Annotated in this window: 24 protein-coding genes; 2 read left to right on the plus strand and 22 right to left on the minus strand. The window is 50.3% G+C overall.

Annotated features, from left to right (window positions below):
- Nucleotides 1-24: 24 nt before the first annotated feature.
- From aspS to MRBLPE1_RS06815, 11 genes are all read right to left on the minus strand, one after another.
- On the minus strand, nt 25-1845 hold the full coding sequence (aspS, locus tag MRBLPE1_RS06765; RefSeq protein WP_364143159.1) for an aspartate--tRNA ligase: 1821 nt from the start codon (nt 1843-1845) through the stop codon (nt 25-27).
- Between the two features lie 45 nt (nt 1846-1890).
- Nucleotides 1891-3138: a histidine--tRNA ligase gene (hisS, locus tag MRBLPE1_RS06770; protein ID WP_364143162.1), complete on the minus strand. Its 1248-nt coding sequence runs from the start codon at nt 3136-3138 to the stop codon at nt 1891-1893.
- Nucleotides 3139-3814: 676 nt separating this feature from the next.
- On the minus strand, nt 3815-3985 hold the full coding sequence (locus tag MRBLPE1_RS06775; protein WP_308998498.1) for a hypothetical protein: 171 nt from the start codon (nt 3983-3985) through the stop codon (nt 3815-3817).
- A gap of 92 nt (nt 3986-4077) precedes the next feature.
- The gene (dtd, locus tag MRBLPE1_RS06780; RefSeq protein WP_364143166.1) at nt 4078-4521 is read right to left on the minus strand and encodes a D-aminoacyl-tRNA deacylase; all 444 of its coding nucleotides are present in this window, start codon (nt 4519-4521) and stop codon (nt 4078-4080) included.
- 56 nt (nt 4522-4577) lie between these two features.
- A complete protein-coding gene (locus MRBLPE1_RS06785) occupies nt 4578-6755 on the minus strand; it encodes a RelA/SpoT family protein (RefSeq protein WP_364143168.1) in 2178 nt (725 codons plus the stop codon).
- 197 nt (nt 6756-6952) lie between these two features.
- Nucleotides 6953-7483 (minus strand): adenine phosphoribosyltransferase, encoded by a 531-nt coding sequence (locus MRBLPE1_RS06790; protein ID WP_364143171.1) that lies wholly within the window; start codon nt 7481-7483, stop codon nt 6953-6955.
- A gap of 33 nt (nt 7484-7516) precedes the next feature.
- Nucleotides 7517-9544, minus strand: a complete 2028-nt coding sequence (gene recJ / locus MRBLPE1_RS06795) for a single-stranded-DNA-specific exonuclease RecJ (RefSeq protein WP_364143174.1) — start codon at nt 9542-9544, stop codon at nt 7517-7519.
- A 34-nt stretch (nt 9545-9578) separates the two neighbouring features.
- Nucleotides 9579-10493, minus strand: a complete 915-nt coding sequence (locus tag MRBLPE1_RS06800) for a cation diffusion facilitator family transporter (RefSeq protein WP_364143177.1) — start codon at nt 10491-10493, stop codon at nt 9579-9581.
- A 93-nt stretch (nt 10494-10586) separates the two neighbouring features.
- Nucleotides 10587-11501 (minus strand): protein translocase subunit SecF, encoded by a 915-nt coding sequence (gene secF, locus MRBLPE1_RS06805; RefSeq protein ID WP_364143179.1) that lies wholly within the window; start codon nt 11499-11501, stop codon nt 10587-10589.
- Entirely contained in the window at nt 11491-12723 is a 1233-nt protein-coding gene (gene secD / locus MRBLPE1_RS06810; protein ID WP_364143182.1) for a protein translocase subunit SecD, read from the minus strand. The genes secF and secD overlap by 11 nt, the downstream gene beginning before the upstream one ends.
- An 83-nt stretch (nt 12724-12806) precedes the next feature.
- The gene (locus MRBLPE1_RS06815; RefSeq protein WP_364143185.1) at nt 12807-13046 is read right to left on the minus strand and encodes a post-transcriptional regulator; all 240 of its coding nucleotides are present in this window, start codon (nt 13044-13046) and stop codon (nt 12807-12809) included.
- Between the two features lie 318 nt (nt 13047-13364).
- On the opposite strand from MRBLPE1_RS06815, the gene spoVB reads away from it, so the two are divergent.
- Nucleotides 13365-14948: a stage V sporulation protein B gene (gene spoVB / locus MRBLPE1_RS06820; protein WP_364143188.1), complete on the plus strand. Its 1584-nt coding sequence runs from the start codon at nt 13365-13367 to the stop codon at nt 14946-14948.
- Between the two features lie 58 nt (nt 14949-15006).
- On the opposite strand, the gene MRBLPE1_RS06825 is transcribed toward spoVB, so the two are convergent.
- Complete coding sequence (locus MRBLPE1_RS06825) at nt 15007-15780, minus strand: DUF421 domain-containing protein (protein ID WP_364143191.1); 774 nt, start codon at nt 15778-15780, stop codon at nt 15007-15009.
- Between the two features lie 229 nt (nt 15781-16009).
- Between MRBLPE1_RS06825 and MRBLPE1_RS06830 the strand changes: the two genes are divergently transcribed.
- Nucleotides 16010-16402: a TIGR04086 family membrane protein gene (locus MRBLPE1_RS06830; protein ID WP_364143193.1), complete on the plus strand. Its 393-nt coding sequence runs from the start codon at nt 16010-16012 to the stop codon at nt 16400-16402.
- A gap of 59 nt (nt 16403-16461) precedes the next feature.
- On the opposite strand, the gene yajC is transcribed toward MRBLPE1_RS06830, so the two are convergent.
- From yajC to MRBLPE1_RS06880, 10 genes are all read right to left on the minus strand, one after another.
- Complete coding sequence (gene yajC / locus MRBLPE1_RS06835; protein ID WP_364143195.1) at nt 16462-16770, minus strand: preprotein translocase subunit YajC; 309 nt, start codon at nt 16768-16770, stop codon at nt 16462-16464.
- Nucleotides 16771-16784: 14 nt separating this feature from the next.
- A complete protein-coding gene (gene tgt, locus MRBLPE1_RS06840) occupies nt 16785-17918 on the minus strand; it encodes a tRNA guanosine(34) transglycosylase Tgt (protein WP_364143197.1) in 1134 nt (377 codons plus the stop codon).
- A 22-nt stretch (nt 17919-17940) separates the two neighbouring features.
- The gene (gene queA, locus MRBLPE1_RS06845; protein ID WP_364143200.1) at nt 17941-18987 is read right to left on the minus strand and encodes a tRNA preQ1(34) S-adenosylmethionine ribosyltransferase-isomerase QueA; all 1047 of its coding nucleotides are present in this window, start codon (nt 18985-18987) and stop codon (nt 17941-17943) included.
- 10 nt (nt 18988-18997) lie between these two features.
- Complete coding sequence (locus tag MRBLPE1_RS06850) at nt 18998-21118, minus strand: SpoIID/LytB domain-containing protein (protein WP_364143202.1); 2121 nt, start codon at nt 21116-21118, stop codon at nt 18998-19000.
- Nucleotides 21108-21575, minus strand: a complete 468-nt coding sequence (locus MRBLPE1_RS06855; RefSeq protein WP_364143205.1) for a thiol-disulfide oxidoreductase DCC family protein — start codon at nt 21573-21575, stop codon at nt 21108-21110. Before MRBLPE1_RS06855 ends, MRBLPE1_RS06850 begins: the two co-directional genes overlap by 11 nt.
- A gap of 6 nt (nt 21576-21581) precedes the next feature.
- Complete coding sequence (ruvB, locus tag MRBLPE1_RS06860; protein ID WP_364143208.1) at nt 21582-22583, minus strand: Holliday junction branch migration DNA helicase RuvB; 1002 nt, start codon at nt 22581-22583, stop codon at nt 21582-21584.
- A gap of 19 nt (nt 22584-22602) precedes the next feature.
- Nucleotides 22603-23238, minus strand: coding sequence for a Holliday junction branch migration protein RuvA (gene ruvA, locus MRBLPE1_RS06865; RefSeq protein ID WP_364143211.1), 636 nt, complete (start codon nt 23236-23238; stop codon nt 22603-22605).
- Nucleotides 23238-23738, minus strand: a complete 501-nt coding sequence (ruvC, locus tag MRBLPE1_RS06870; protein ID WP_308998517.1) for a crossover junction endodeoxyribonuclease RuvC — start codon at nt 23736-23738, stop codon at nt 23238-23240. The genes ruvA and ruvC overlap by 1 nt, the downstream gene beginning before the upstream one ends.
- Before the next feature lie 172 nt (nt 23739-23910).
- Nucleotides 23911-24546: a BofC C-terminal domain-containing protein gene (locus MRBLPE1_RS06875; RefSeq protein WP_364143213.1), complete on the minus strand. Its 636-nt coding sequence runs from the start codon at nt 24544-24546 to the stop codon at nt 23911-23913.
- A 127-nt stretch (nt 24547-24673) separates the two neighbouring features.
- Nucleotides 24674-26671: a LysM peptidoglycan-binding domain-containing protein gene (locus MRBLPE1_RS06880; protein ID WP_364143216.1), complete on the minus strand. Its 1998-nt coding sequence runs from the start codon at nt 26669-26671 to the stop codon at nt 24674-24676.
- Nucleotides 26672-26720 lie beyond the last annotated feature (49 nt).

The following is a 26720-nucleotide window of genomic DNA, read 5'->3' on the forward strand; positions in this document are numbered from 1 at the left end:
TGCCGCCTCCTTAGCATTGAATGCTTATTTTTCGTTTGTTTCCCCAGCAGGTGCTGCGGCTGCTGCCGCTACAGGCTGCTTAGGCTTAATCACAGTGCGAATATGCAATTGCTCAAGCTGCGAAAGCTCGACCTCGGAAGGCGCATCGCAAAGCAGATCCGTCGCGCTTGCCGTTTTTGGGAACGCAATCGTTTCGCGCAGGTTCGTACGACCAGTAAGAAGCATAACCAGACGGTCGAAGCCGAAAGCGATACCGCCGTGTGGAGGCGTGCCGTATTCGAATGCATCCAGCAGGAAGCCGAATTTTTCTTGCGCTTCTTCCATGCTGAAGCCCAGCGCTTTGAACATTTGCTCTTGAACTTCACGTTTATAAATACGCATCGAACCGCCGCCGACTTCATAGCCGTTCAGAACAAGATCGTAGGCTTGCGCGCGGATTTGGCCCGGATCCGTATCGAAGAAATGAAGGTCTTCTTCATTCGGACGCGTGAACGGATGATGCTCGGCTACATAACGCTTCGCATCCTCATCCCATCCAAGCAATGGGAAATCTACAACCCAAGCGAATTTGAATTTAGATTCGTCGATCAAGCCGAGGTCTTTGCCTAGCTTCGAACGAAGGTTGCCAAGAACATCCGAAACGACTTTCTTCTTATCCGCAGAGAAAGTAAGCAAATCGCCGTCTTCTACTTGCAGGCGCTCGGTTAGGGCAGCAATTTCTTCCGGCTTAAGGAATTTCACGATCGGACCGCGCCATTCTCCGTCTTTCACCGTAATCCAAGCAAGGCCTTTACCGCCGTAACGGGCAGCGAACGGCTGCAGGTCGTCTAGCTCCTTGCGGCTCCAGCTTGCGCAGCCCTTGGCATTCAGTGCTTTGACAACACCGCCGCCTGCCGCTACGCTTGCGAATACTTTCACTTCGCTGCCGGATACGATATCCGTAATATCTTCAATTTCAAGGCCAAAACGAAGGTCAGGCTTATCAGAACCGTATTTATTCATCGCATCCGCATACGTAATACGTTGGAATGGAAGCTCAAGCTCTACTCCGACCGTTTCTTTCAGAAGCTTAGCTGTCAGTTCTTCCATCATTGCAAGCAATTGATCCTGCGAAAGGAAGGAGGTCTCGATGTCGACTTGCGTGAATTCCGGTTGACGGTCCGCACGAAGATCCTCATCGCGGAAACAGCGGGCGATTTGATAATAACGCTCAATGCCGCCTACCATGAGAAGCTGCTTGAAAATTTGCGGCGATTGCGGCAGGGCAAAAAATTCGCCTTCATGCACGCGGCTTGGCACCAAGTAATCACGGGCGCCTTCCGGCGTGCTTTTCGTCAAAATTGGCGTTTCCACATCGATAAAGCCTTCTCCGTCTAGGAAATCGCGGAATACCTTAGCTGCTTTGGAGCGCAGGAACAGCGTTTTTTGCATTTCCGGGCGACGAAGGTCCAGGTAACGGTATTTCAAGCGAAGCGATTCATCCACCTCTACGCCGTCTTCGATAGGGAACGGAGGCGTTTTTGCGGCATTCATGACTTCGATTTTCGTAACGCGCACTTCAATTTCACCTGTAGCCAGGTTTGCGTTGTACGTTTCTGCATCACGCTCAACGACCGTACCTTGAATCGCAAGCACGAACTCGTTCCGCGCGCGGTCAGCAATTGCCAGGGCATCGCCGGAAAAATCAGGGTTAAATACCGTTTGTACAATGCCCGAACGGTCACGCAAATCAATAAATAGCACGCCGCCAAGGTCGCGGCGACGCTGTACCCAGCCGTTTAGAATAACCGTTTGACCAACGTCCGCTTTCGTTAAGCGTCCGCAATGATGTGTTTTCAACAACATAGTTTTCATGCTCCTCGTTTAGTTAGAATATTTATGGATAGATCATTAACCATTGATGTCATCAGCGAGTTTATCCAGGGCTACGACGCGCTGCTCGCCTTTCGCCATATCCTTCAGCGAAATTTCGCCGCGCGCAAGCTCATCATCGCCAAGTATAGCGGTATAGCGGGCTTGCAAACGGTCTGCCGACTTCATCTGAGCCTTCATCTTGCGTCCGAGATAATCGCGCTCTGCCCGAATTCCCCGCTGCCTAAGCTGGTAAACAAGCTTCGTAACCTCGCGCTCCGCCGCCTCGCCGAGAGCAACCACATAAACGTCAACCTGGTTAAAAGCAGGCAATTCCGTTTCTTGATGCTGCAGCAGCAAAATCGTTCTTTCGAGCCCAAGCCCCAGACCGACACCCGGCTGATCTGGTCCGCCGATTTCTGAGACCAAGCCGTTATAGCGGCCTCCGCCTCCGACGGTATCAATCGTACCGATGCCTTCTGCCTTATATTCAAAGGCCGTATGCGTGTAATAATCGAGACCGCGCACGAGCCGGTGATTGATTTCATAAGGAATGCCCATATCGGTAAGGTACATTTTCACTTTATCAAAATGAATCTGGCATTCCTCGTCCAAGCTGTCCAAAATGGATGGCGCGTCCGTAAAATGCTCTTGATCAACCTTGCAATCGAGAACGCGAAGCGGATTCCGGTCGATTCTCGACTGGCAATCCTTGCAAAGCAGCTCCCGCTTCGGTTCAAGAAAAGCTAGCAGGCGCTCGCGGAAAACAGCGCGGACTGCCGGAGTCCCGACGGAGTTGATCTCAACTCGTACTCCCTTGAGGCCTACCTCCGTATAGAAGGTATAACCAAGCGCGATAACCTCTGCGTCGATGGCCGGATCAACGGAACCTAAAGCCTCGACCCCAAATTGATGCAGCTGGCGGTAACGTCCAGCCTGCGGCCGTTCATACCGGAACATCGGTCCGATATAGTACAGCTTAGACACGTCCGGTTCCCCGTACAGCTTATTCTCCACATAAGATCTCACAACGCCGGCCGTTCCTTCCGGTCGCAGCGTCAGGCTGCGATTGCCACGGTCCGTAAAGGTATACATTTCTTTCTCAACGATGTCGGTCGTTTCACCGACCCCCCGCTGAAAGAGCTCCGTGGATTCAAAGATCGGCGTGCGAATTTCACGGAAGTTGTAGCGCTGGCAAATATCGCGCGCTTTCTGCTCCACATACTGCCATCTCTCTACCGCGCCAGGCAAAATATCCTGCGTGCCCGGCATTTTCTGAAATGCCATTGTAATATCCCTCCTGCCCCCGTAATCAATGTTTTAAAGTTCGGAAAACGCAAAAAACTCCCGTTCCTAACAGCTTGCGCCATAAGGGACGAGAGTGAATCTCCCGTGGTACCACCCACATTTCGAGCCTGCATCCTATGCAACAGCCCGCTCAAAGACGGTTAACGTCCGTCATCCGCAGTCCAGCTACTATGCGTCAGTCGCGAAGCCTGTTGCTTGCGCCTTGCCGCCGTTCACCGTCTGTTCTCCGGGAAGTCTGTTCATTCTGCCGATATAAGGACGCTTGCAGCCTAGTGGCATCCCTCTCTGGATATAGCGTGAAGAATTACTTTGTCCCATCAATGAATCGATATCTATACTGAGGATTAATTTTACCTCTGCAAAAGGTTAAAGTCAAGATCGTTCTGCCTTGTCATAAACATCCCCGTTCAGTGGGCAGAAAAAAACCTACAAAACATGTTTGTAGGTCCAAAAGTAAAATATATTTTTAAAAAGGGGGTCGAGTTCTATTATAGGTTAATGATGTTAAAGGAAAGTTAGAGATTGATTACAGTAATGTTACAATTTCGAAAGCGTTTTTACGGCGATTGCCTGCTTATTGCGTACTCAGGCAAGGCTGCTTGCCCTAAATGCGCAATACCGCCCGAGCTGTTCACTCGGACGGCGATTAATCCACCTATAAATGACTCGGATGATCCCGCCGCGGGTGCTGCGGAAAGCCTGCCCATTCTTCAGCCGCTTCAATATCATCCTCAAGCTCAGCAAAGACTTTCGCTTCTCTGCGGTCGGGATGAAGCAATCTTCGAGATACCCGTTCGATGCCTTGCTCTTTGCGTGATTGATGCATGCGCGGTATTCCTCCAATATCACATTAAGCTTGCGCAAATTTCTTAATCTGCCTGCAAAGCTTATTGTCTATTGTTTCCCGCAACGGCCTTCTTACATACCGCTTTCCAAAATTAACGTCACCGGTCCCGAGTTAACGAGCTCTACTTCCATCATCGCGCCAAAACGCCCCGTTGCCACGACTAACCCCATGGAACGAAGGATACCGTTAAAGCTGTCGTAAAGCTTCTCTGCCTGCTCCGGCCTTGCAGCTGCCATAAAGTTGGGCCTTCTGCCTTTACGGCAGTCGCCATAAAGCGTAAACTGCGATACGGAAAGCAGCTGTCCTCCGGTATCGGCGACGGAATGATTCATTTTTCCTGATTCGTCTTCAAAAATCCGCAGGTTCACTACTTTCTCCGCCATCCACTTTACGTCTGCTTCCGTATCCTCGTGCGTGATGCCGACCAGCAGCACGAGACCTGAATCTATGGAACCAACGATTTCTCCGTCAATGACGACCTTTGCCTGTTTACTCCGTTGAACGACAACCTTCACAGCCTTCAGAACCTCCGATATGCGCTTCCGCTTGCCTTATTACCCATGCCAATCGTTTATTGCATAATCCGTTGGACGGAATAAATATCCTGTACGCGTTTTATTTTTTCCACCACTGAGGTAAGATGCTCGATGTTGCGGATAAGCACCGTGATATGAATGAGCGACATGTTCTTAACCGAGCGTCCGGTTACAGCCGAAATATTCGTTTTGCTTTCCGAAACGGCCTGCAGCACCTCGTTCAAAAGGCCTCTGCGGTCATTGCCCGTTATCTCGATATCTACGCTGTAATTCGCGTCGATCGAATTTTCCCATTCCACTTCGATGACGCGTTCGCCCTCTTCGCCCTGATCGCCAAAAGGAATGTTCTGGCAATCCATCCGGTGGACGGAAACGCCGCGGCCGCGCGTGATGTAACCAACTATGGAATCGCCAGGCACGGGGTTGCAGCAGCGGGCAAAGCGAACGAGCAAATTATCGATGCCCTTTACCGTAACGCCTTGATTCGGTCTTGGCTTCCGGTTGCCCGGTGATTTGATTTCCTTCACTTCGCTCGTCAGCTCAAGCTGGTTGGCCAGCTCCGCCTCTCTGCGCATCTTCTCCGTAAGCTTGGTACAGATTTGCGCAGCCGTAATCCCGCCGAATCCGATGGCAGACATCATGTCTTCGATATCATTGAAAGCAAACTTCGACGCAGCCTCCTGCAGCTTGTCGTCCTGCAGCCAAGCCGAGGGCTCAAGTCCGAGACGCTTCAGCTCGCGCTCCAGCAAGTCCTTGCCCTTCGATACGTTCTCCTCGCGCCGCTCTTTCTTGAACCACTGCCGGATTTTGCTCCGCGCATGCGAGGACTGGGCGATTTTGACCCAATCCTGACTTGGGCCGTAGGAATGCTTCGACGTCAGGATCTCGACGATATCCCCTGTTTTCAGCTTATGGTCAAGCGGGACGATCCGGCCGTTCAGCTTCGCGCCGATTGTGCGGTTGCCTACCTCCGTATGGATTCGATAGGCAAAATCGAGCGGCACGGAGCCCGCAGGAAGCTCAATGACTTCCCCGCTCGGCGTAAACACGAATACGAGATCGGCAAAAAAGTCCATTTTGAGCGATTCCATAAACTCGGAGGCATCGCGCGCCTCATGCTGCAGCTCCAAAATTTCACGGAACCATGACATTTTATCCTCGAAATTGCCGCCTGGTACAAGCGTTCCCTCTTTGTAAGCCCAATGGGCAGCGATACCGTATTCGGATGTACGATGCATTTCCCAGGTTCGGATCTGCACCTCCGTAGGCTCGCCATTAGGCCCGATAACCGTCGTATGCAGCGATTGGTACATATTCGCCTTCGGCATCGCGATATAGTCTTTGAAGCGGCCTGGCATCGGTTTCCAAAGCGTATGGATAATACCCAGCGTCGCATAACAATCTTTGATATTATCTACGATAATCCGAATCGCAAGCAGGTCGTAAATCTCGGTAAACTGCTTGTTGCGATCGGTCATTTTCTTATAAATGCTGTAAAGATGCTTCGGACGACCGGAAATATCGCCTTCAATGCCCATTTCCTCAAGCTTCTCCGTGATCCTTCCGATGACATCCTCAATAAACTGTTCACGCTCCGCGCGTTTTTTCTTCATAAGATTGGCAATACGGTAATATTGCTGCGGATTTAAATAGCGGAGCGCAATATCTTCCATTTCCCATTTGATCGCTGAAATACCCAAGCGATGGGCAATGGGGCAAAAAATTTCCAACGTTTCATATGCAATGCGCCGCTGCGCTTCTTCCGACTGGAATTTAAGCGTACGCATATTGTGCAGCCGATCGGCCAATTTGATAAGAATGACACGGATGTCCTGAGCCATCGCGACAAACATTTTACGGTAATTTTCGTTCTGCTGCTCTTCTTTTGAACGAAATTGAATTTTTTCGAGCTTGGTTAGACCGTCTACCAGCATTGCGCAGGTTTCGCCAAATTTCGCACGAACCGTCTGCAAATCTACGGTCGTATCCTCAACGACATCATGAAGCAATGCCGCGATAATCGACAGCACGTCCATCTGCATATCAACAAGAATATCCGCAACCGCTACGGGATGCAGAATATACGGCTCTCCCGATTTCCGCACTTGGCCGTGATGGGCTTGCTCCGCAAAGTCATAGGCTTCCTGGATGCGTATAAGGTCCTGCTCTTTCATATAGGCGGATGCCTTCTCGAGTAAATGCTCAATGCCCATGAAACGTCCCTTTCTGATTACACTCCTGGCGGATCCCATTCATGCGTTTTCCGAGTTTTTATAATATTATGCCTGTAATACCAGTACCGCGTCAACTACCGGAGACCTACCTTAATAAAATAAAACCGCCTGGCCTCCCCGCATTATGCGATGGAAGTAACAGGCGGTGCAGGTGCGTGCAGTCGATACCGCGTAATTTATTCGTATGTCATTAAGGAGAAAACTTCGATACCGTCAAGCTTTTCACGGCCTGTTAAGTATGCAAGCTCAATTAGGAAAGCGGCGCCGACCACTTCTCCGCCAAGCTGGCGGACCAAATTCATCGATGTTGCAATCGTTCCGCCCGTTGCCAGCAAATCATCGGCAATGAGAACGCGCTGTCCGGGTGAAATCGCATCCTTGTGCATCGCAAGCTGATCATTGCCATACTCCAGATCATAGCTGGCCGTAATGGTTTCGCCTGGAAGCTTGCCGCTTTTGCGAATCGGAGCAAAGCCGACGCCCAATGCCAACGCAAGCGGTGCGCCAACAACGAAGCCGCGTGCTTCCGGTCCTGCAATAATATCGATTTTCATGTGCTGAACCGCGGCACGCATTGCTTCAATAACGGCGCGATAAGCCCCTCCGTCTTTCAAAAGCGTAGTAATGTCTTTGAAACGGATGCCTGGCTGCGGGAAATCAGGAATTACCCGGATGTAATCTTTAAAGTTGTATTGTGTATTGGACACGTGAAGTCAACCCTTTCCATTTCTAACTATTCATTATGATCTATGACTGGCAAACGACATCTGTGAAGCTTCAAACTGTTCTTTTGCATGACGATAACGTTCCGAGCTTGCTAAATCCCTTTTTTGAGGCGTTGGTGCCGCGCTCATCAGCCCGTTGCTGCGCGCAATAAACTGCAGCTCCTCAAATACGTCCAGCATGAGCTCTACCGTCGCCAAGGATAAACCGCTTTGCTTGGATAATTGAACGGTTAATCCATCAAGCGGCGCTTGGCTGAGCTGCTTGAGATGCTGATATACTTTGCCGAAATCCTCGCGTTCCGGAAAAGGTTCCGCCGCGGGATCAAAATGCATGTCATGCAGTTGAAGCTGCGGTTTCCGCTGCCCGTTCCATTCATTTACGGATAATTCGCCGATCACGTCGATCTTGCTGCCGGGCTTGAGCCCCTCCGCCAGCATTCCCATGCTGAAGCCGATTCCGTCTAATAAACGGCGCCCGCTTCCGAGTGACAGCTTCAGATGCTTTGATTCCTTGCCGATCGTCCGGCGGTCTGCCAGCTCCGTACGCGGAAAGAGCAGTCTTGGCGATGGATTACCCATCCCGAAAGGCTCGAGCTGCGAAAGCTCGGTAATGGTATCCAGCGTAGCTTCGCTTACGGAACATACAAGGTCTACGGCTGTCTTTGGAATCCAATCGTCGGCGCTCAGCCATGCATCAGCCAATTCCCCGAGACGCTGCTCGAGAGCAGGCAACCGGTCACGATGCAGGCTCATGCCGGCAGCGGCCTGGTGTCCGCCGTAATGGTCGAGCAGCTCCTCGCATGCCGTAAGCGCCGCATGCAGATCAAAGCCTTCTATCGAGCGCGCAGAGCCCTTACACATCCCAGTCTGCTCGTCAATTCCGAGAATAATAACAGGCTTATAATTCCGTTCAAGCAGCTTGGAGGCTACAATGCCGATGACGCCGACGTTCCAGCCTTCGCCTGCAAGGACAATGACCGGCGGGGACGCTGTGCCTGACGCCTCAGCCGACGCCATTTTGGCCTGCCACTGCTGCTCGGCTTCCTTTACGATACTCTCCACCACGCGCTGCCGTTCCTTATTCAAGCTGTCCAGACCGATTGCGGCCAAAATCGCATTATCGTAATCTTCGGTAGTTAGCAGCTCTACCGCCCGCTTCGCATGGTCCAGCCTGCCGGCTGCATTCACGCGGGGAGCCATTCCAAATGCAACCCCTGTAGCCGTAATGGTATCCAGCTCTATGCCGCCTGCCTCCGCCAATGCCCGAAAGCCGACCCCTGCATGACTGCGCAGCCGTTCTAATCCATAACGGACCAGTATCCGATTCTCATCCTTCAGCGGCATCAAATCGGCTATCGTGCCCAAACTGACAATATCTGCCCATTCGAGCGGCGGCCGCTCCAGCAAAGCATGCGCCAGCTTAAATGCGACGCCGACGCCTGCTAATCCTTTGAACGGATAACCGCAGTTTTCCTGCTTCGGGTTCACCACAGCGCAGGCATCGGGCGTATGCTCTGGGGGCTCGTGATGATCGGTTACAACGACGTCAATGCCCAGCTGCCTTGCATAGGCAATCTCATGCACGGCGCTGATGCCAGTATCCACCGTCACAATGAGTTTGATGCCCTCTTTGGCCGCAAGCTCGATTGCTTTGTTGTTTAATCCATACCCTTCCAAAGCGCGGTGAGGGATATAATAATCAAAATTATAATTTAAAGAGCGAAAGACATGCACAAGCAGCGAAGTGCTTGATACGCCGTCGGCATCGTAATCCCCATAAATCCGTATTTTCTCGTTGGCCGAGGCTGCCTGCTTGATCCGCTCAACCGCTTCTTTCATTCCAAGCAATAAGTAAGGATCATGAAAATGCTCCATGCCGCCGCGCAAAAAACGCTCTGCTGTTTCAGGTTCATCGAAGCCGCGCTGCACAAGCAGCTTTGCCACCAGAGGCGGCAAGCCCAGCTTGGATGCCAGAACCTTCGCTTTATCTTCGTCGGTAAGTGACCATGGCGCTAAAGCCCACCTTGTTTTCCTTTGAATCACGCTGCTTTCCCCCTCTTCTGCTGTGTGGCTGTTCTTATTGCAGCAGTGTCGGCATCTGCTCCTGATTCGGATCATGATTGGACTTATACGGATAACCAGGATCATAAGGCTCAACGTAAATCGATACATCCGTGACATGAATGAAACGTTTCATAACGAGCTGTTTTACCCTTTTCGCTATCTCTTGGCCCTCAAGGACTGAAATACGCGGATTAACGCTAATAACCATTTCTGCTATGACATAATGCCCATGCTCCTTAGCTCTCATGGACTGCACGGTAATGACGCCTTCAACCCGTTGAACGAGCTGCATCAGCTCATCCGGTTTCTCTTCGTCGGTTGTCAAATGGCCGTCCTTACGAATGAATCCGGAAGCCATTCTGCAGCCGTTCATGATAACAATTACTGCAATCACGATCGCTGCGGCCGGATCAAAATAATAAAGTGCCGGCATAGCCAGCATTTTGCCAATAATCGCGCCGCTTGCTCCAACTAACGCTGCAGCCGAGCAATAGAGTCCGGTCAACCGGTCCTTCTCCGGAAAAAATAGCTGTTGAACGATTAAAGAGATGACGATGGCAGCTGCCGAGCTCCAATGCGGAGCACCCGCCACGCCGTCCGATATATCCCGAATCGCAGAAATTCCGATTTCAAGCCCAATGATGAGAAGGACGACTGACAACATAATCGTTGCCGCCGCCTCTCCTCTTAAATCCCCGGTTTCCGCGGCGCCTGATTGATCCGTTTTCCGCCGGCGGCTTGCCCGTAGTCCAGATATTGCAGCAACACCCGCAGCGACCTCAGCTGCCGTCCGAAATGCATCCGCGAGCAATGCCTTGCTTCCTGACAACCAACCTATTACGCCTTTAAAAAGAGCCAGCAGCATGTTTCCCCATAAGCCGGCCCAGCTTGCGGACTCCGCTTTCGCATATCGCTGTGTGGTTGACATTTTTACCTCCTACAAGGTTTTGCGAAAGCAAAACCTACTTCGTAAGCCTATGCTTAGGTTTTGCGAAAGCAAAACCTACTTCGTAACCGTAAGCTATGCCGTTGTTTTAACGACAGCTTTCGGCTTTTGTTTCCCTTTAAGCAGAAGCCACAGCGGACTTGCAATACAGATCGAAGAGTAAGCGCCGCTGGAGAGGCCGATAATTTTTGCCAATGCGAACAGCTTGATGGACTCGCTTCCGAAAATAAACAAACATACAGCTACGATTAGCACGGCTAATACGGTATACACGTTTCTAGCCATCGTCTGCCAAATGCTCGCATTAACCATTTCCGCAAGCTGCTCGCGGTTTTTGAATTGGCCAAAACGTAAATTTTCACGGATCCGGTCAAAAATTACGATCTTATCGTTAATCGAGTAACCGATCGTAGTCAATACCGCCGCAATGAAAGGCAGATCCACTTCTAGGCGGAATATCGAGAACAAGGCAACCACGACAAACGCATCATACAGGATTGCGATATTCGCAGCCAGCGCAAAGCGCCATTCAAACCGGAACATAACGTAGATCATGATTGCGACGCTGGCGATTAAGATCGCCCAGATCGTTTTGATGCCTAGCTCCTGTGCCATATCCGGGGATACAACGTTGACTTCTGACGATACTTGATCGCCGTATTTTGCTTTGAAACCCTCTTGGATTTCAACGATTTTGGCCTGCGTGAGCACCTCGTCAAAACGGGCAGAAATACGTTCATTGCCCGTACCGCCCACCGTTGGCGTAATGCCTTCAATGCCTGCTTTTTCGAGGATCGCTTTGGCATCCTGCTGTGTAGCGGCCTTGCCCACCAAAATATCCATATTGGTTCCTGCTTTGAAATCGACGCCGAAATTCAGGCTAAAGAAAAGCAAAGATAGGATTCCTACTATAGTTAACGTAATTGAGAACAGAAAGAACTTGTTGCGGTTCCCAATAAAATCATAACGGATTTTTGTATTAAAGTTCACGGATTTCTGCCTCCTTCACGCCGTAATAGCTTGGTTTAGTAAATAGATTGCTCTTGATTAGCAGCATGATCAAGAAACGGGACAAGAAAATGTTAGTCAGCATACTTACGAGAATACTGAAGATCATCGTCAACGCAAAACCGCGAATCGCGCCGTTGCCGATATAGTACAGCACCGCACTTGCGATAATGTTCGTAATGTTCGCATCCATAATCGTACGGAACGAGTTTTTCGAACCGGCTTTCAAGGAAGACAGCAGGCTCTTGCCGCTGCGAATCTCTTCTTTGATCCGCTCGTACATGATGATATTGGCATCGACCGCCATACCGATACCGAGCACGAAGGCTGCAATACCCGGCAAGGTTAAGGTCGCGTTCATTAAATTGAAAACAACGATCAACAGCCACGTATAAGTAACAACGGTAATGCCTGCAACAACGCCCGGAATACGGAACAAGATAATGAGGAATACCAATATAATAACGGTTCCGATAATCCCCGCTTCAACCGTATCCTTCAAGGAAGCTAGTCCAAGCTTTGCTCCAACGCTTTGCGTATACTTTTCAGTCAGTTTGAGCGGCAGTGCTCCAAGATTGATCATATCTGCCAGTTCGTTTGCTTCATCTACCGTGTATTCGCCCGAAATCTGAGCGGATCCGCCGGAAATAGGAAAGTTAACAGACGGTCTCGAAAGCTCTTTATCATCCAGATAAATTGCTAAATATTGGCCTGTTAAACGCGTCGTAATTTCTTCGAATTTTTTTCCGTCTTTGAGTTCGATCGTAACGAAGGGCTTGCTCAAATTATCGTATCCAATCCCTGCGCCGTTCGGTTTAAAATCGCTGCCGTCGAGCTCGATTTTTCCGTCTGGACCGCGGAATGTTAGATTGATTGGCTTGGCAAGAATCTCTCTTACTTGATTCTCGTCTTCTACCCCGGCTAAACGCAGCCGAATCCGGTTCGTGCCTTCTGTCGTGATCTCTGGCTCCACAATTCCGAGCTCATCGACCCTTTTCTCCAAGCTTCTAGCCGTTTCTTTCAGTGACTCCGGCGTAACCGCCTCTCCGCCCTCAAGCGGCGATGCTTCGTACAAAACCTCGAATCCGCCTTTTAAATCAAGGCCTAGCCTCACATCTTTTACCAGCGATGGGCTTGTCCAAGCGATAACGCCAAACATAATGACTACGATCGCAAGGAAGGCAATTATTCTCTTCCCGAACATACGTCTAAATCCCCCTTATGATCTCAATATTCCTATTATACAGACGCGGTAAAAACGAGTCAAAAAAAAAGAAACCCAGTTTTTTAGAACGAGGTTCCTTTATATGCGCTTATCGTCACGAAATTCATGAATTTCATAACCTTCAGAGATAATATATCGTTCACTAATTCGTGAAGCTCGGGCAGGCCCGTCTTCTTGTATTTCTCGCTTACGCATTCCCATACCTCTTGGCCCGTTACATGTTCATAGCCAATGAGATGAAATTCCTCTGCTTTGCTGATGCATAGCTCTTCGATCATGCGACTTAATTCTTCGTCTTCCATGCTGCGCCTCCTACAACCTTGTGACATAAAACATCATCCATATTCGTTAGGATCAACTGCATGCTTTTGTCCGTTCTATAACCAAACACAGAACGCGCCGACGCTTGGTCTGATTCAGCCGTTTTAACTTTTCTAATGAAACTATTCGCTGTGTCCCCGCCAAATTCCTGCCCGCCTAACCGTAATCTGCAAAATGAATGACATGGAATCGGACATGCTGAGCATAAAGATGATAGTACCGGCCTGTCTCACAGCTTCGTCTGATTGCTCAGGCAGGAGCAGACCAGCTATTCCATGATAGAGAAGAGGGTTTTTAAAATGGCGAAGCAAAAAAATCCAACCAAACAAACATTTATAAAAGGCGCTATGATATTGCTTGCTGCAGGCATCATAAACAGACTGCTGGGCTTCGTGCCTCGTATCGCTTTACCGCGAATCATTGGGGCTGAGGGGGTAGGACTATACCAGCTTAGCTATCCCTTTCTTACGGTGTTACTCACCTTGATTACCGGAGGCATACCGCTTGCGGTTGCCAAATGGATTGCGGAGGCTGAATCGCAAGGCGATACCACCCGGGTAAAGTACATCTTCAGGACAGCTATGGGACTTGTCGCTCTGCTCGGCTTGATCATGACCGGAGTGATGCTTCTTGGCGCGAAATGGATTACGACGCATATCCTTCCTGATGCCCGCGTTTACCAAACCTTTCTGGTGATGACGCCTATGCTCATCATTATCGGTTTGTCCTCGGTCTACCGGGGATACTTCCAAGGAAAACAGAATATGATCCCGACGGCTGTCTCTCAAATCGTCGAAACGGTGCTTCGGATCATCGCATCGCTTTCATTTTCGTTTATGTTCCTGCCATATGGTCTGGAGTGGGCCGCTGCCGGCGCCATGCTTGGCGCTGTCGTTGGCGAGATTGGCGGTCTTGCGGTGCTGCTTTGGAAATATTATCGCGATAAGGCCCGTACAAAACAAGAAGAATCGAATCAAGATGATCACGCTAAAATGCCGGCCAAAAAAGAGCCCGTCCTGCGGAGACTGCTCGGCCTTTCAATCCCTGTAACCGGCAGCCGGTTGGTTGGTTCCTTCTCCTACCTGCTGGAATCTATTCTCACTGCCCGCAGTCTTGCAGCCGCCGGTATTGCAACAGGCATAGCTACCGCGCAATATGGCGCGCTTCAGGGGATGATCGTTCCGCTTCTGCTTCTGCCGACGGCCTTAACGTACTCGCTAGCCGTATCCTTGGTGCCTTCTTTATCTGAAGCAGCTGCCCGGGGAGACCACTCCTTAATTCATAAAAGGCTTCATCAATCCATGAGGCTCGCACTGGTTTCCGGCGCACCTTTCGTCGTTATCATGACTCTTTTCGCGGAACCGATTTGCCGGATTCTTTATAACCATGCGGATATAGCGCCGATGCTTCAGCTCATTGCTCCCGTTGGCATATTCATTTATTTGCAAGCGCCGCTGCAAGCTGCCCTTCAAGCGCTTAATAAACCAGGAACAGCACTCATCAATACATTAATCGGAGCGGTCGTTAAGCTCTTTCTAATCGTACAGCTCGCATCGGATCCTGATTACGGCATATATGGTGCCCTTATTGCCATAAACGTAAATATCGTGCTCGTTACCGTCTTGCATGCCATAAGCGTATTACGATTTATCGGCTTCCACATGAAGCTCCTCGATTTCGCTAAAGTAGGCGCAGCGATGATTATAATGGGTGCAGCCGCTCGCTTCACCATGAATCAACAACCGCTGACCATGGAATGGATTAATCTGCTTTTGGCCTGTGCGGCGAGTGCGATCGTCTACTTAATGCTAATGGTCGTCATGAAAATTATTGACCGCCATGACATGGTGCGCATCCCGTTATTCGGAAATTGGTTTAAATAATTGTACAGCCCTTCAAACAACAAAACAGCGATAGGAAAGGGAATTGAATCCCCCTTCTTTATCGCTGTTTTTTGTCATGCGTGTCTACGAATAGCTTTCCTTTATGGTCAATCGTGCAAAAAAATACGTCTTTGAAATCGGTAACGCCTTTTTCCTGCAGTACATTTTTAAGCCAAAACCTCGTTTTCTCAAGCTTTTCCAAGCTTTCATCCTGTACCTTGCCATCCATGATCAATGGGATTGGCAAAATCTCGAAACGATATTTCGAAGGAATAATTTTAGTTTGGTTGAACTGTTTTAGCTTATGTTCCGAATCTGCGCCTTCCGATTCGCGGCCTTCGACGCCGTGCCCATCCATTCCATTATTCTCAGAAGCATTGAAGCTCTCCTTCGGTATGATGGAAAGCTTACCGCTTGTTTCTAATATTGCAAACTCTACATCAGATACGGCGCTAATTTTATTCTCCCTCAGCTGCAGCATCAAGTCGTCTAAATTGTAACGCTGCTTTCGCATAACATCGCTATTCAGCTTGCCCTTGTCAATAATAACACTCGGTTTGCCGTCAAAAAGCAGCCTTAGCTTTCGACTTTTCATCGTCATGAAAGCACTGCCCACTTGAATAATAAGCAAGACGGCCATCGGCAAAATACCGCTCCATAAGGAGCGATCCATATCCTCGATAACAATCACTGCAATTTCTGCAATCATGACCGAAATCACGAGATCGAATACGGATAGCTTACCGATTTCTCGTTTTCCCATAAATCTCATGATCAGAAACACCACGAAATAAATGATCACCGTCCGGATCAACAGGCTCCAGAATTCCAAGCGGAAACCGCCTCCTCGACTTTTGTCTGAGAGCTGATGTCAGCTCCGTCTGTCCGTAAAGGTATCATGACCAGCGCTGGATAACATCATACTCCGATTCATTACACGAATATATGGCAATGCCACAAGCCTGCCAATAATTACTTTGAAGACATGCTGAGAGTTGTACTATTCTGACCGGCTTGACCATATGGATAAGTAATACATACCAATCGCTGGGGGGAATTGGATGAGCTCGGTTAAACAAGCTGCTAAACCGCCATTAATTGCTTCGCCTTTGCTTGCTGGAGTGCTTTTTTCAATCATTTGGCTGGCAGTAGGCGCCTTGCTGCTCTCGCTGCTTTTGCATTTTACAGGAATGAAAGAAAGCAGCTTATCCACGAACGCATTGCTTGTCCACGGATTTGCCTCGCTTGCAGGCGGCTTTACATCTGGCCGCCGCTCTGAAAGCAAGGGCTGGTATAACGGTGCGCTGCTCGGGTTAATTTATGGCGCGATCGTGATTATTATTAGTTTTCTGGCTTCGAACGCTTCCCTGTCGCTGCACAGTGCCATGCTGCTCGGCGCGTCTCTCCTGACAGGCGCTTTTGGCGGCATGATCGGCGTCAATTTAAAAAAATGAGTATGCAAAAGAAAACGGCTGACATGCAAGCATGTCAGCCGTTTTCTTTCGTTTATTCCTTATTCATTTACTGCTGGTGCAGAGTTAATAATAGTGTTGATGGCACTGCGCTCAAACGTCATTTTTGTTGTATCGTTTACACGAAGTACAACGGTATCGTCGCTAAGCTCAACTACCGTTCCATGCAAACCACCAATTGTTGAAATTTTATCGCCTTTTTTCAATTGGTTAAGCATCGAACTACGTTGTTTTTGTTTCTTCTGCTGCGGACGAATAAGTAAGAAATAGAACACCGCGAACATAAGCACAAACGGCCAAATCATACCTATGATATTGCTTTGACCTGCTTCACCTGCTGCTTGCCACATCGAAATCCCCCCTTTCAAAACCCTTTCTCATTATCGAACAGGCCGTAGCTTGTGAAAAAGGAATCCCGGAAATCGAGCAACCGGTCCTCCATGATCGCTTGCCGAACGTCCCGCATGAGTTGAAGCAAGAAATGCAAATTGTGATAAGTCGTCAGTCTCATGCCAAACGTCTCATCCGCTTTTATTAAATGCCGGATATAAGCTCTTGAATAGTTCGTGCATGTGTAGCATGAGCACTCTGGGTCCAGCGGACCAAAATCCTCTGCGTACTTCGCATTGCGGATAACAAGTCTGCCTTGGCTTGTCATCGTTGTCCCATTGCGTGCAATACGTGTTGGAAGCACGCAATCAAACATATCAATACCTCGGATAGACCCTTCAATCAGCGCATCCGGAGATCCGACTCCCATAAGGTAACGCGGTTTATTCGCTGGTAAAATGGGAACCGTATAATCAAGAACATCATACATTAAATGCTTTGGTTCACCTACACTCAGTCCACCAATAGCATACCCCGGGAAATCCATGGAAGTCAAATCATTTGCGCTTTGAATGCGCAAATCCTTGTACATTCCCCCTTGTACAATGGCAAAGAGTCCTTGATCATCAGGCCTAGCATGTGCTTTAAGGCAGCGCTCTGCCCATCTTGTTGTCCGCTCCAGCGATTTCTTCACATACTCATGCTCCGCTGGAAATGGCGGACATTCATCGAAAGCCATCATAATATCGGAGCCAAGCGCATTTTGTATTTCCATTGCGACCTCAGGAGAAAGAAACTTCTTATCTCCGTTGAGATGGGAACGGAAGTGCACGCCCTCTTCCGTGATTTTGCGCATCTCGCTTAGGCTGAACACTTGGAAGCCGCCACTATCGGTTAAGATCGGCCGATCCCAGTTCATGAACTTATGGAGTCCGCCGGCATTTCTTACAATCTCATGTCCCGGTCTCAGAAAAAGATGATACGTGTTGCTCAAAATAATATGGGCGTCCATCGTTTTCAGCTCTTCTGGACTCATCGTCTTCACCGTAGCCTGCGTGCCTACCGGCATAAAGGCCGGTGTTTCGATAACGCCATGCGGAGTGTGTACGCGTCCCAGACGCGCCCCCGATTGTTTGCATTGTTTAATTAATTCATATTTTACAGCCACAATTCACGCTTCCTATTCCTAGTTAGTAAATAAACATCGCGTCGCCAAAACTGAAGAAGCGATACTCATGGGCAATCGCATCTTCATAAGCCCGCATGACTGCATCGCGCCCGGCCAGCGCACTGACAAGCATAACCAGCGTTGACTTCGGCAAATGAAAATTGGTGAGAAGAGCATTAACGAGCTTAAACTCGTAGCCCGGGAAAATAAAGATGGAAGTCCAGCCGCTGCAAGCCTCTAGATCATTCCCTTCGAAGCGTGCCGCCAAGGTCTCCAGTGTCCTGGATGAAGTTGTCCCTACAGCAATTATACGCGCACCGTTCCGTTTGGCTTCATTTATTATGGCCGCATTCTGTTCGTTCAGCTCATAATACTCAGCATGCATTTCATGATCCTCCACCAAATCGACAGACATCGGGCGAAAGGTTCCCAGTCCGACATGGAGCGTCACGTAAGCCAGCTGGACTCCCTTTGCCTGCAATCTCGCAAGAAACTCATCGGTAAAATGAAGGCCAGCCGTTGGCGCAGCCGCAGAACCCGCATGCTTCGAGTAAACGGTCTGATATCTTTCCCGTTCTTCCAGCCTCTCCTTGATGTAAGGCGGAAGCGGCATTTCTCCGAGTCTATCCAGCAGCTCTTGAAAGATCCCTTCGTATTGGAAACGGATCGTTCTTCCGCCCATTTCCCCCTCCTGTTCAATCACTGCCCGCAGCAGGGGGTTGCCATATCCATCATCGCCAAAAGACAGCGCCGTACCAATTTTCAGCCGCTTAGCCGGCTTTCCAAGCGCCTCCCAGCTGTCTCCTTCGAGCTGCTTTAGAAGCAGCAGCTCGATTTTGGCACCGGTGTCGCTTTTCACTCCCGTTAATCGTGCCGGAATAACTCTCGTATCATTTAAAACAAGCACGTCCCCTGCCCCGACATACTGCTCTAAATCCGTAAACTTGTTATGCGAAATCTCGCCGGTTTGCTTATTGAGGGCAAGCAGCTTGGAGCCTGTCCGATCCAACAGTGGTGTCTGAGCGATTAGACGCTCGGGCAAATCGAAATCAAACCATTCTACATTCATATCGATTCAATCATTCCTTAGCGATGGTTACATCTTTGTAGTAGTATTTCAAAATATATTGATAGTCATACCCCTGCTGAGCAAGGCTTAAGGCACCGTATTGCGATAACCCGACCCCATGACCGTTTCCTGTGCCTATAAACCGGAAGGAAGGCTCTTTCGTTGCCGCTCGCAGCTGCTTGCCGCCATCCAGAATAAATAGATTATCCTGATTAACTTCCGCAACCTTGCCCCCTGCACCGATCATATAAACCGGTGCCGAATCTGCTGGTTTAGCCCGAGTTGCTGAACCCGCTCCGAGCATAGCTACCTTTGCTGTTTCCTCGATTTGAAACAAAGTGCTAGGCAGCGAGCTTTGAACGCCTAATGTACTGCGGAACATATCCGGATAGCTCACGCTGAGTTTTTCACCGTTAGCCAAAATCTCGGTTGCGCGCCCCGAAGCCCCGCTTTTGCTAATTTCCAAGGTACGCAGCGGTCCGCTCATTTTTGTTTTTACTTTCGAGTTGATAACCGTAAGCATTTCCTGCGGCGTATAAGGTCCTCTCACCCAAGACATAGAACCCGATTCCACTCTTTTCTCCAGCACGACTACCTGCGTTCCGCTGTCCGCCTGTGCTACCACCGGGATTGTATCCTGGATTTGCGGATGCTTGCGCACCTTCGTTCCATTCGTATTGACTTGCATGATGGAGCTTCCTGCTGCAGTAGTTTGACCGGTCTCATCAAGCAGGTCATCGCGGACATAGCCGATGGCTCCACTTGGGAGGACAACACGGTACCAGCTGTGCAATCCAACCTCGGATGAAGTGTCCGGACTCTTTACCACCTGTAAATAAGGGACGGCATTGCCCCATATTTCCTTGGCATCGGCTGTCATTCCTCCGCTGCTTGCCGCAAACAAAGCCTCAATGACCTTGCCGTTATACATAGCGACTTCTCCAGCCGTTGCCTCTACAGCCGCAATGGTAGACTCGCGTTCCGAGCCGACGCCGTAATAGGCTTGGCTAAGGGTCGTATCCACAACATGAGCGATTTGAAAACCGAAGCCTTTATTCAACGCATAGGACCTGGCCGCAACGGCTTGCGCTTTCAGTGCCTCAGCCGGCCATGACGGGTACATTTCTACTCCTACGACAGAATAGAGATATTGCTCAAAAGGAAGCTCATTGATGACGGCCATCTTTCCGTTAAGCACGCTGAGCTCGAAAATTCCGCGATAGCTGCGATTGCTGCGTTCCGTCAACTTAATCGGCTCCGCGCTAATCGGTGATACCGAGATTTCCGCTCCGCTGCCTGCGAACATATATAGCTCCGAGCTGCTCTCCGCTTTCGCGCTTACGGTGTGGTCATTCCGCAACAATAGATAAGCTTGGCTCGAATCACTATCCATCAGCGCGCTCCCGCCCGCTGCCTTGGCTGCCGCAGCACGAACGATTTGAAGTTCTGCCTCTGTCACTGCTGCGCCCACCATTACTGAATAATTGGCTGTTCCGCTTTGCGTCGAACGTATGGCAACGAAAGCATCCAGACCAACGGCGCCAAAGCTGCTCGCAGCCGCGATAGCTTCCGCTTTATTCGGTAACGCTGCGCTCTCCAAATGAAGCGGTCCTTGCAGCACGGATTTAAAACCGCCAACCAGCTTAGTCAATTCGCTATCGCCCGTCCATTTGGTTTGAGCGGCTGCTGCTTCCGCCGCTGTTTTGTATGTACCTTCAATGACTTGATAAACGATTGCGCCATTCTTGGAAAGCGAGGTTAGAAACGCCGATCCCTTCAATGCCTGCAGCCTCTTTTGAACCGCTAGCGCTGAAGCAAAGGTTGATGATTCGTAAACCTTTACCTTGAAGCTGTCTAAAGCAAAACGAGCCGCAGCGCCTCCCTCGACGTTGAACCAAGGATGCACGCCATCCGGCCGCCGTTCGCCAATGCTCATGCCGCCAGCAGACGAAAAAGTTGCCGCAGCCGTCGTAACATCATATTTCCCAGGCAATTGCATAAACAAAGCCACGCGAATATTTTCCAGCTTAGGCACAGCAGCTTGCGAAGGAGAACCTGTCCAAGCCGTTGCGAGCAAAATAATCGTTATGAACATGATCGTATATTGCTTAATTGACCGTTTAATTGCCAAGCTTGTTTCTCTCCCCTCTGTCCTGCGGCAAATCGCAGCCGTCAATGGAACAGCTTTGCTCGGTAGAGCCAAACCATTCGTATCTTCTATTCGCAATAAATCGATAAATACGGTCAGCTATCCGGTTCATGCCCGGAATACGGTAGAAAGCGGATAACCACCGAAAACCTCGGACCGTCCTTAAAATGCGCACGACTCCATCAGCTCCCGCAAAAAGCTGTCCGCGTTCATCGGCAACATGCATTTTCTCATACAGCGCGCCAAAATCAAACCGATCTATATGGGGAATGAGCCGGGCAGTATCCTTTACCGCTTCTAATTGCTGAATCTGGATGAACTGCAAATCCGCCTTGGAATGGAGCTCCCGCAGCCTGGCCACGGAAGCAAGACATAGATTGCAATGTCCGTCATAGATGACATACAGCTTCTCAGAAGCTTGATTCCCTTTTAAGCTCATGGCCCGCTACCTCCCTGGAATCGGAAGACCTAAATGCCGATAGGCTTGATCCGTAGCGATTCGTCCGCGCGGCGTGCGTTGCAGAAACCCGATTTGCATCAAGTAAGGTTCATATACATCCTCAATCGTTTGGCTTTCTTCCCCGATTGTCGCGGCAATTGTATCCAGGCCAACAGGTCTGCCGGCAAAAGTTGTCATCATTGCTTGCAGCATCTTGAAATCGATCATATCAAGTCCCATCGGATCGACCTGCAGCAGTTCAAGCGCTGACTGGGCAATATCATGCGTAATAACCCCATCGCCGCGAACCTGCGCAAAATCACGTACGCGCTTTAGCAGCCGATTCGCGATACGCGGGGTTCCTCGGGAACGCATGGCAATCTCAGAAGCTGCCTCACCCACAATGCTGACATTCAAGATCTCGGCGGTTCTTGCAACGATGAAAGCTAGTTCGTCTATCGTATAGAACTCAAGCCGGCTCACGACACCGAAACGGTCGCGAAGTGGCGCCGATAGAAGGCCTGCCCTCGTAGTCGCGCCAATTAAGGTGAACGGCGGCAAGTCCAATCGAACGGATCTGGCGCTTGGGCCTTTGCCGATCATAATATCAAGCGCGAAGTCTTCCATCGCCGGATACAGGACCTCTTCTACGGTCCGGTGTAAGCGATGGATTTCATCGATAAAGAGAACGTCACCCTCCTGCAAATTCGTCAGCAGCGCTGCGAGATCGCCAGGACGCTCAATGGCCGGACCGGAAGTCGTCCGCAGATTAACTCCCAGCTCGTTGGCAATGATGTTCGACAGCGTTGTTTTGCCGAGGCCTGGCGGACCGTAAAGCAGCACGTGATCCAGCGCTTCCTTGCGCAGTTTCGCTGCTTCAATATATACCTTCAAATTTTCCTTTGCCTTTGATTGCCCGATGTATTCGGCTAAATAGCGGGGACGCAAGCTGAGCTCAACCGCCTGATCTTCCATCATCAGGTTGGCGGAAATGATTCTGTCATCCATCTGCCTTCATCTCCCTCCCTTACCCTTTAAACAACTGCTGCAGCGCCCGTTTCATCAAAGAATCGACAGACTCTTCTGCCGTTACGCTGTGCTGCAACCCATTCCATGCCTTATCCAGCTCCACGGCAGTGTATCCGAGTGCCGCAAGGCCCTCTCTTGCCTCCTGCCATGCGGTTCCCGCTCCCTGGCCCGAATGCCTGCTCGAAGTAAGATCGAGCGCTACGCCTGCTGCTGTCAGCAGACCGCCGTCAAGCCCTGCTCCGATCAGCTTGTCCTTGAGGTCGAGAATCATCCGCTGCGCCGTTTTTTTGCCAATGCCGGGAAGCTTCGTTAGAAACGCAAGGTTTTCCTGCTGAATGGCGGCAATAACGGCGTCAGGCCTGCCTCCTGACAAAATACCCAGCGCTACGCGCGGTCCGATGCCCGATACCTCGAGCAGCTTGCGGAACAGCGTTTGCTCTTCCCTGGTCTCAAATCCAAACAGCAATACGGCATCCTCGCGAACGTTATGATGGATAAAGACGGTTACGGGTTCTTCTTTTTTGGCAAACGCATATGGATTAGGGGTAAATACGCGATAGCCTGTGTCTCTTACGTCCAGAACGATATATTCAGATTCCAGATGGACAACATTGCCTCTCAAAAAATCGATCACTAGCGTTTCACCTCATTTATTTTCTGGTTCAGGACTACGGAATGCGCATGGCAAATCGCTACTGCAAGCGCATCGGCCACGTCGTCCGGCTTCGGTACTGCCGAAAGCTTCAAGAATACTTTCACCATTTCCTGCACCTGTTTTTTCTCGGCCTTTCCATATCCTACCACGGCCTGTTTTACCTGAAGCGGCGTATATTCGCCGATTGGCAAGCCCCGCTGCGCAGCCGCCAAAATAATGGCGCCTCTCGCCTGTGCCACATCAAAGGCGGTTGTCACATTCCGGTTAAAGAACAATTTCTCTACGCCGACCGTATCCGGCTTATATTTATCCATTAAAGCGCCCGCAGACTCGTAAACCTGCAGCAGCCGCTGCTCCGGGGGCGTGTGGGCTTCCGTCTGAATCGCACCGTATTGCACGGGCGTAAGCTTATGTCCGATTTTATCTATGAAACCAAATCCAACGATTGCATAACCGGGGTCAATACCAAGAACGCGCAAAAGGCCATCTCCTCAAAAAAACTTGCTAACTCAGCGTACTCATTGAAAGTTGCTTCAACCATTATAGCAAAAGATGAAGGGAATGAGAACGCGCGTTTGATATTTCGGCTAATCGGCATAAATAAAGAAGGCCGCGCAGCGAAGCGCGGCCTTCTTTGAGTTCTGCCGCCGGTCAGTAAGCCGGCTTCATCACTTTTTGATTTTTGGTTGCGGCATAATCGCTGTAGGTAGAAAGCACGCTGTTATACTCTTCCATGTCGCTTATCCGGATCCCTTTGGTTAACTGGTCCAGTTTATCCTGCGGCAGGCTGCTTTCCATGTATCGCACGTCCAGTTGAAAGAAGGTGCGTACGACCTTTTCCTTTTTCGGCACGCCGTCATACAAATTCAGATTCCCCTGCTTGTCTACTCCCATATAAGCATTAGCCTTGCAATGCTCTGAAAGGTCTTCTACGCGCTGTTCGACATAAACGATGCTTTGCGCTTGCACGAACTTCGCCTTCCACTCCGGATGTTTATTCAGAAGCTGGACGACCTGTTTACTCATCATGCGTCCTAGCGGCTTAGATTCTTCCCCGCATACGTAAATACGATGCACCTCCACCGTAAGCGGTCCATCCTCTCTTTCAAGCTTCTGTATGATACTCTGCATCTCAGATTGATCCGGTGCGGCAAAAACATACTCTTCCTGAGGAAGAACGAGCCAGCAAGCAAGCAGGAATGGCACAAAAGCTCCTAAAGACCATGTCGGTCTGCGCTTTCTTCGAAGCTGCTTCTTTAAGTTTTTCCAAAGGCTGAATTCCATCATTGGGAAGACCCCTTCATTATATTTTTTGATAGTATGCGCCAGTATTTCATAAATATTCAAAATGATTTAGTTGCTTATAAAAAGAAGGCAGCCCCAATAGATGCATTGGGGCTGCCTTCAATGGCTGTTAGCGATTAATCCACGGCTGATTGCCACGGTTTTTCGTTTTGTTTGAACGGGTAGCTACCGTGCGAATAACCGCTTTTTTCGCATTTTTCCGCTGTACGACCGTCTTAGTCGGTTTTTCGATTTCAACGTCGGCTAACTTCGCGGAGACTTGATCCGATCGGTTTCCTTTGCAGCCGCAATCATCTTGGTTTCCTTGACCTGCACCGGCCGTTTGCGGCCAGCCTGGGTAAGGCGGATAAGCTGGATAGCCGTACCCATAGCCTCCGTCATGCTGCGCTTGCGCTGGCATTACCATTCCATGACCGCCATGTCCATAGCCATAACCGTAGCCGTAGTCAGGCTCCATGCCAGCCGGCGATACCATTCCTTGGTTCGGCTGCGCCATGAACGGCGACACCATCCCTTGGTTCGGCTGCGCCATCAGCGGCGACACCATTCCTTGATTCGGCTGCGCCATAAGCGGCGATACTATTCCTTGGTTTGGCTGCGCCATAAGCGGCGATACCATTCCTTGGTTCGGCTGCGCCATCAGCGGCGACACCATTCCTTGGTTCGGCTGCGCCATAAGCGGCGACACCATTCCTTGGTTTGGCTGCGCCATTAGCGGCGACACCATTCCTTGGTTCGGCTGCGCCATCAGCGGCGACACCATTCCTTGGTTCGGCTGCGCCATAAGCGGCGACACCATTCCTTGGTTTGGCTGCGCCATTAGCGGCGACACCATTCCTTGGTTCGGCTGCGCCAAAGCTCCGGCAACCATATGATTGTTTTCATTCATGTCATGCTGGAGAGGATTAATGCCGGGATGACCATAACCCCAATCCGGCCCCGCACCCAATGGCATCGTTGAAGGCGAAGGATAGCTTCCGACAAACACCGTTCCCGGAGGACAATCAAACGGCGCTTCGTTCCCTTCTCCAAACGGGCTTACCGTACTTCCGAATGGAACCGGCTGCTGCCAGCTGCCATATCCGTAGCCGTGGTCCATTTGAGCTGGCAGCGTCATCGGCTGGCCATATCCGTGTCCCGTTTGAGCCGGCAGCGTCATTGGCTGGCCATAACCGTATCCGCCGTATGCAGGCTGCTGCGCAGCCGGAGATACGGCTTCGGGAGCTTTTGGCAAATCATACAAGGATAAAGCCTCCGTTGCAGGTATGCCGTATTGTTTGAACAAATCAACATTGGGCTTATACTCCGAATGAATCGGTTTAAGCTTTTTCTCCACCGGTTTCTCGATAGGCAGCGCTTTTTTCGCCGGTTCAACGGCCGCAGCTTTAGGCGCAGGAAGCGGCGCTGGCGCTGCAGGTTTTACGATAGGAGCCGTCGGTTTATTCTCTTGAACGGGAGCCGTTGGCTTTTTCTCCTGTACGGGAGCCGTCGGCTTTTTCTCTTGAACGGGAGCCACGGGTGCAGGCTCTACCGGTGCGACCGGCGTTGGCGCAATTGGAGCCGTCGGCGTCTTGCCCGCAATGGGACCAGTAGGTGTTTTCCCGATGATAGGAGCTGTTGAAAGCTTTCCGACCCAGCCCTGAACGCCTTGCATAATGGATGTAGGATGAAGCATATGTGCACCGCCGCCGGTACCCTGTGCCGTGCCGTGCCCGGTACCATTTCCGGCACTGTGTCCGGCATCATGTCCGCCTGCATCGTCATCCATAGCGTTTACCTTTGGTATGTTTACAACTTCACCTGTAAGAAGCACATTCGGGTTTTTGAGCTGCGGATTCGCTTTAATCATGGATGCAAGCGGCACGCCCCAAGCCTTCGACAGCTTCCAAAGCGTATCCCCTTGCTTCACGATATGCTGATGCATAATGTCCATACCGCCTCCCGATCCTCCCGTATGGCCGGACGGAATTTTCAGCTTCATGCCCACCTCAATGGCATCCGGGTTCGTAATGCCCGGGTTCAGCTTCAAAATCTCTTCGAGCGAAACGTTATACTTTTGACCGATCAAGTATAAGCTGTCGCCTTTTTTCACAATATGGATTCTCACTCGCTGTTAACCTCCTGTCACGTTCTAAATAACCAGGCACTGCTAATGC

The organism is Paenibacillus sp. LPE1-1-1.1 (assembly GCF_040676435.1).
GTDB lineage: Bacteria > Bacillota > Bacilli > Paenibacillales > Paenibacillaceae > Pristimantibacillus.

What these genes read in the sequence shown, in the direction of transcription:
- secD (WP_364143182.1), bottom strand. Translation starts at nt 12,723, where the DNA reads ATGTTCGGGAAGAGAATAATTGCCTTCCTTGCGATCGTAGTCATTATG.
- MRBLPE1_RS06830 (WP_364143193.1), top strand. Translation starts at nt 16,010, where the DNA reads ATGAGCTCGGTTAAACAAGCTGCTAAACCGCCATTAATTGCTTCGCCT.
- MRBLPE1_RS06875 (WP_364143213.1), bottom strand. Translation starts at nt 24,546, where the DNA reads ATGATGGAATTCAGCCTTTGGAAAAACTTAAAGAAGCAGCTTCGAAGA.
- yajC (WP_364143195.1), bottom strand. Translation starts at nt 16,770, where the DNA reads ATGTGGCAAGCAGCAGGTGAAGCAGGTCAAAGCAATATCATAGGTATG.
- MRBLPE1_RS06855 (WP_364143205.1), bottom strand. Translation starts at nt 21,575, where the DNA reads ATGAGCTTAAAAGGGAATCAAGCTTCTGAGAAGCTGTATGTCATCTAT.
- aspS (WP_364143159.1), bottom strand. Translation starts at nt 1,845, where the DNA reads ATGTTGTTGAAAACACATCATTGCGGACGCTTAACGAAAGCGGACGTT.
- hisS (WP_364143162.1), bottom strand. Translation starts at nt 3,138, where the DNA reads ATGGCATTTCAGAAAATGCCGGGCACGCAGGATATTTTGCCTGGCGCG.
- queA (WP_364143200.1), bottom strand. Translation starts at nt 18,987, where the DNA reads ATGAATGTAGAATGGTTTGATTTCGATTTGCCCGAGCGTCTAATCGCT.
- spoVB (WP_364143188.1), top strand. Translation starts at nt 13,365, where the DNA reads ATGGCGAAGCAAAAAAATCCAACCAAACAAACATTTATAAAAGGCGCT.
- MRBLPE1_RS06815 (WP_364143185.1), bottom strand. Translation starts at nt 13,046, where the DNA reads ATGGAAGACGAAGAATTAAGTCGCATGATCGAAGAGCTATGCATCAGC.
- ruvB (WP_364143208.1), bottom strand. Translation starts at nt 22,583, where the DNA reads ATGGATGACAGAATCATTTCCGCCAACCTGATGATGGAAGATCAGGCG.
- MRBLPE1_RS06785 (WP_364143168.1), bottom strand. Translation starts at nt 6,755, where the DNA reads ATGGGCATTGAGCATTTACTCGAGAAGGCATCCGCCTATATGAAAGAG.
- MRBLPE1_RS06775 (WP_308998498.1), bottom strand. Translation starts at nt 3,985, where the DNA reads ATGCATCAATCACGCAAAGAGCAAGGCATCGAACGGGTATCTCGAAGA.
- MRBLPE1_RS06800 (WP_364143177.1), bottom strand. Translation starts at nt 10,493, where the DNA reads ATGTCAACCACACAGCGATATGCGAAAGCGGAGTCCGCAAGCTGGGCC.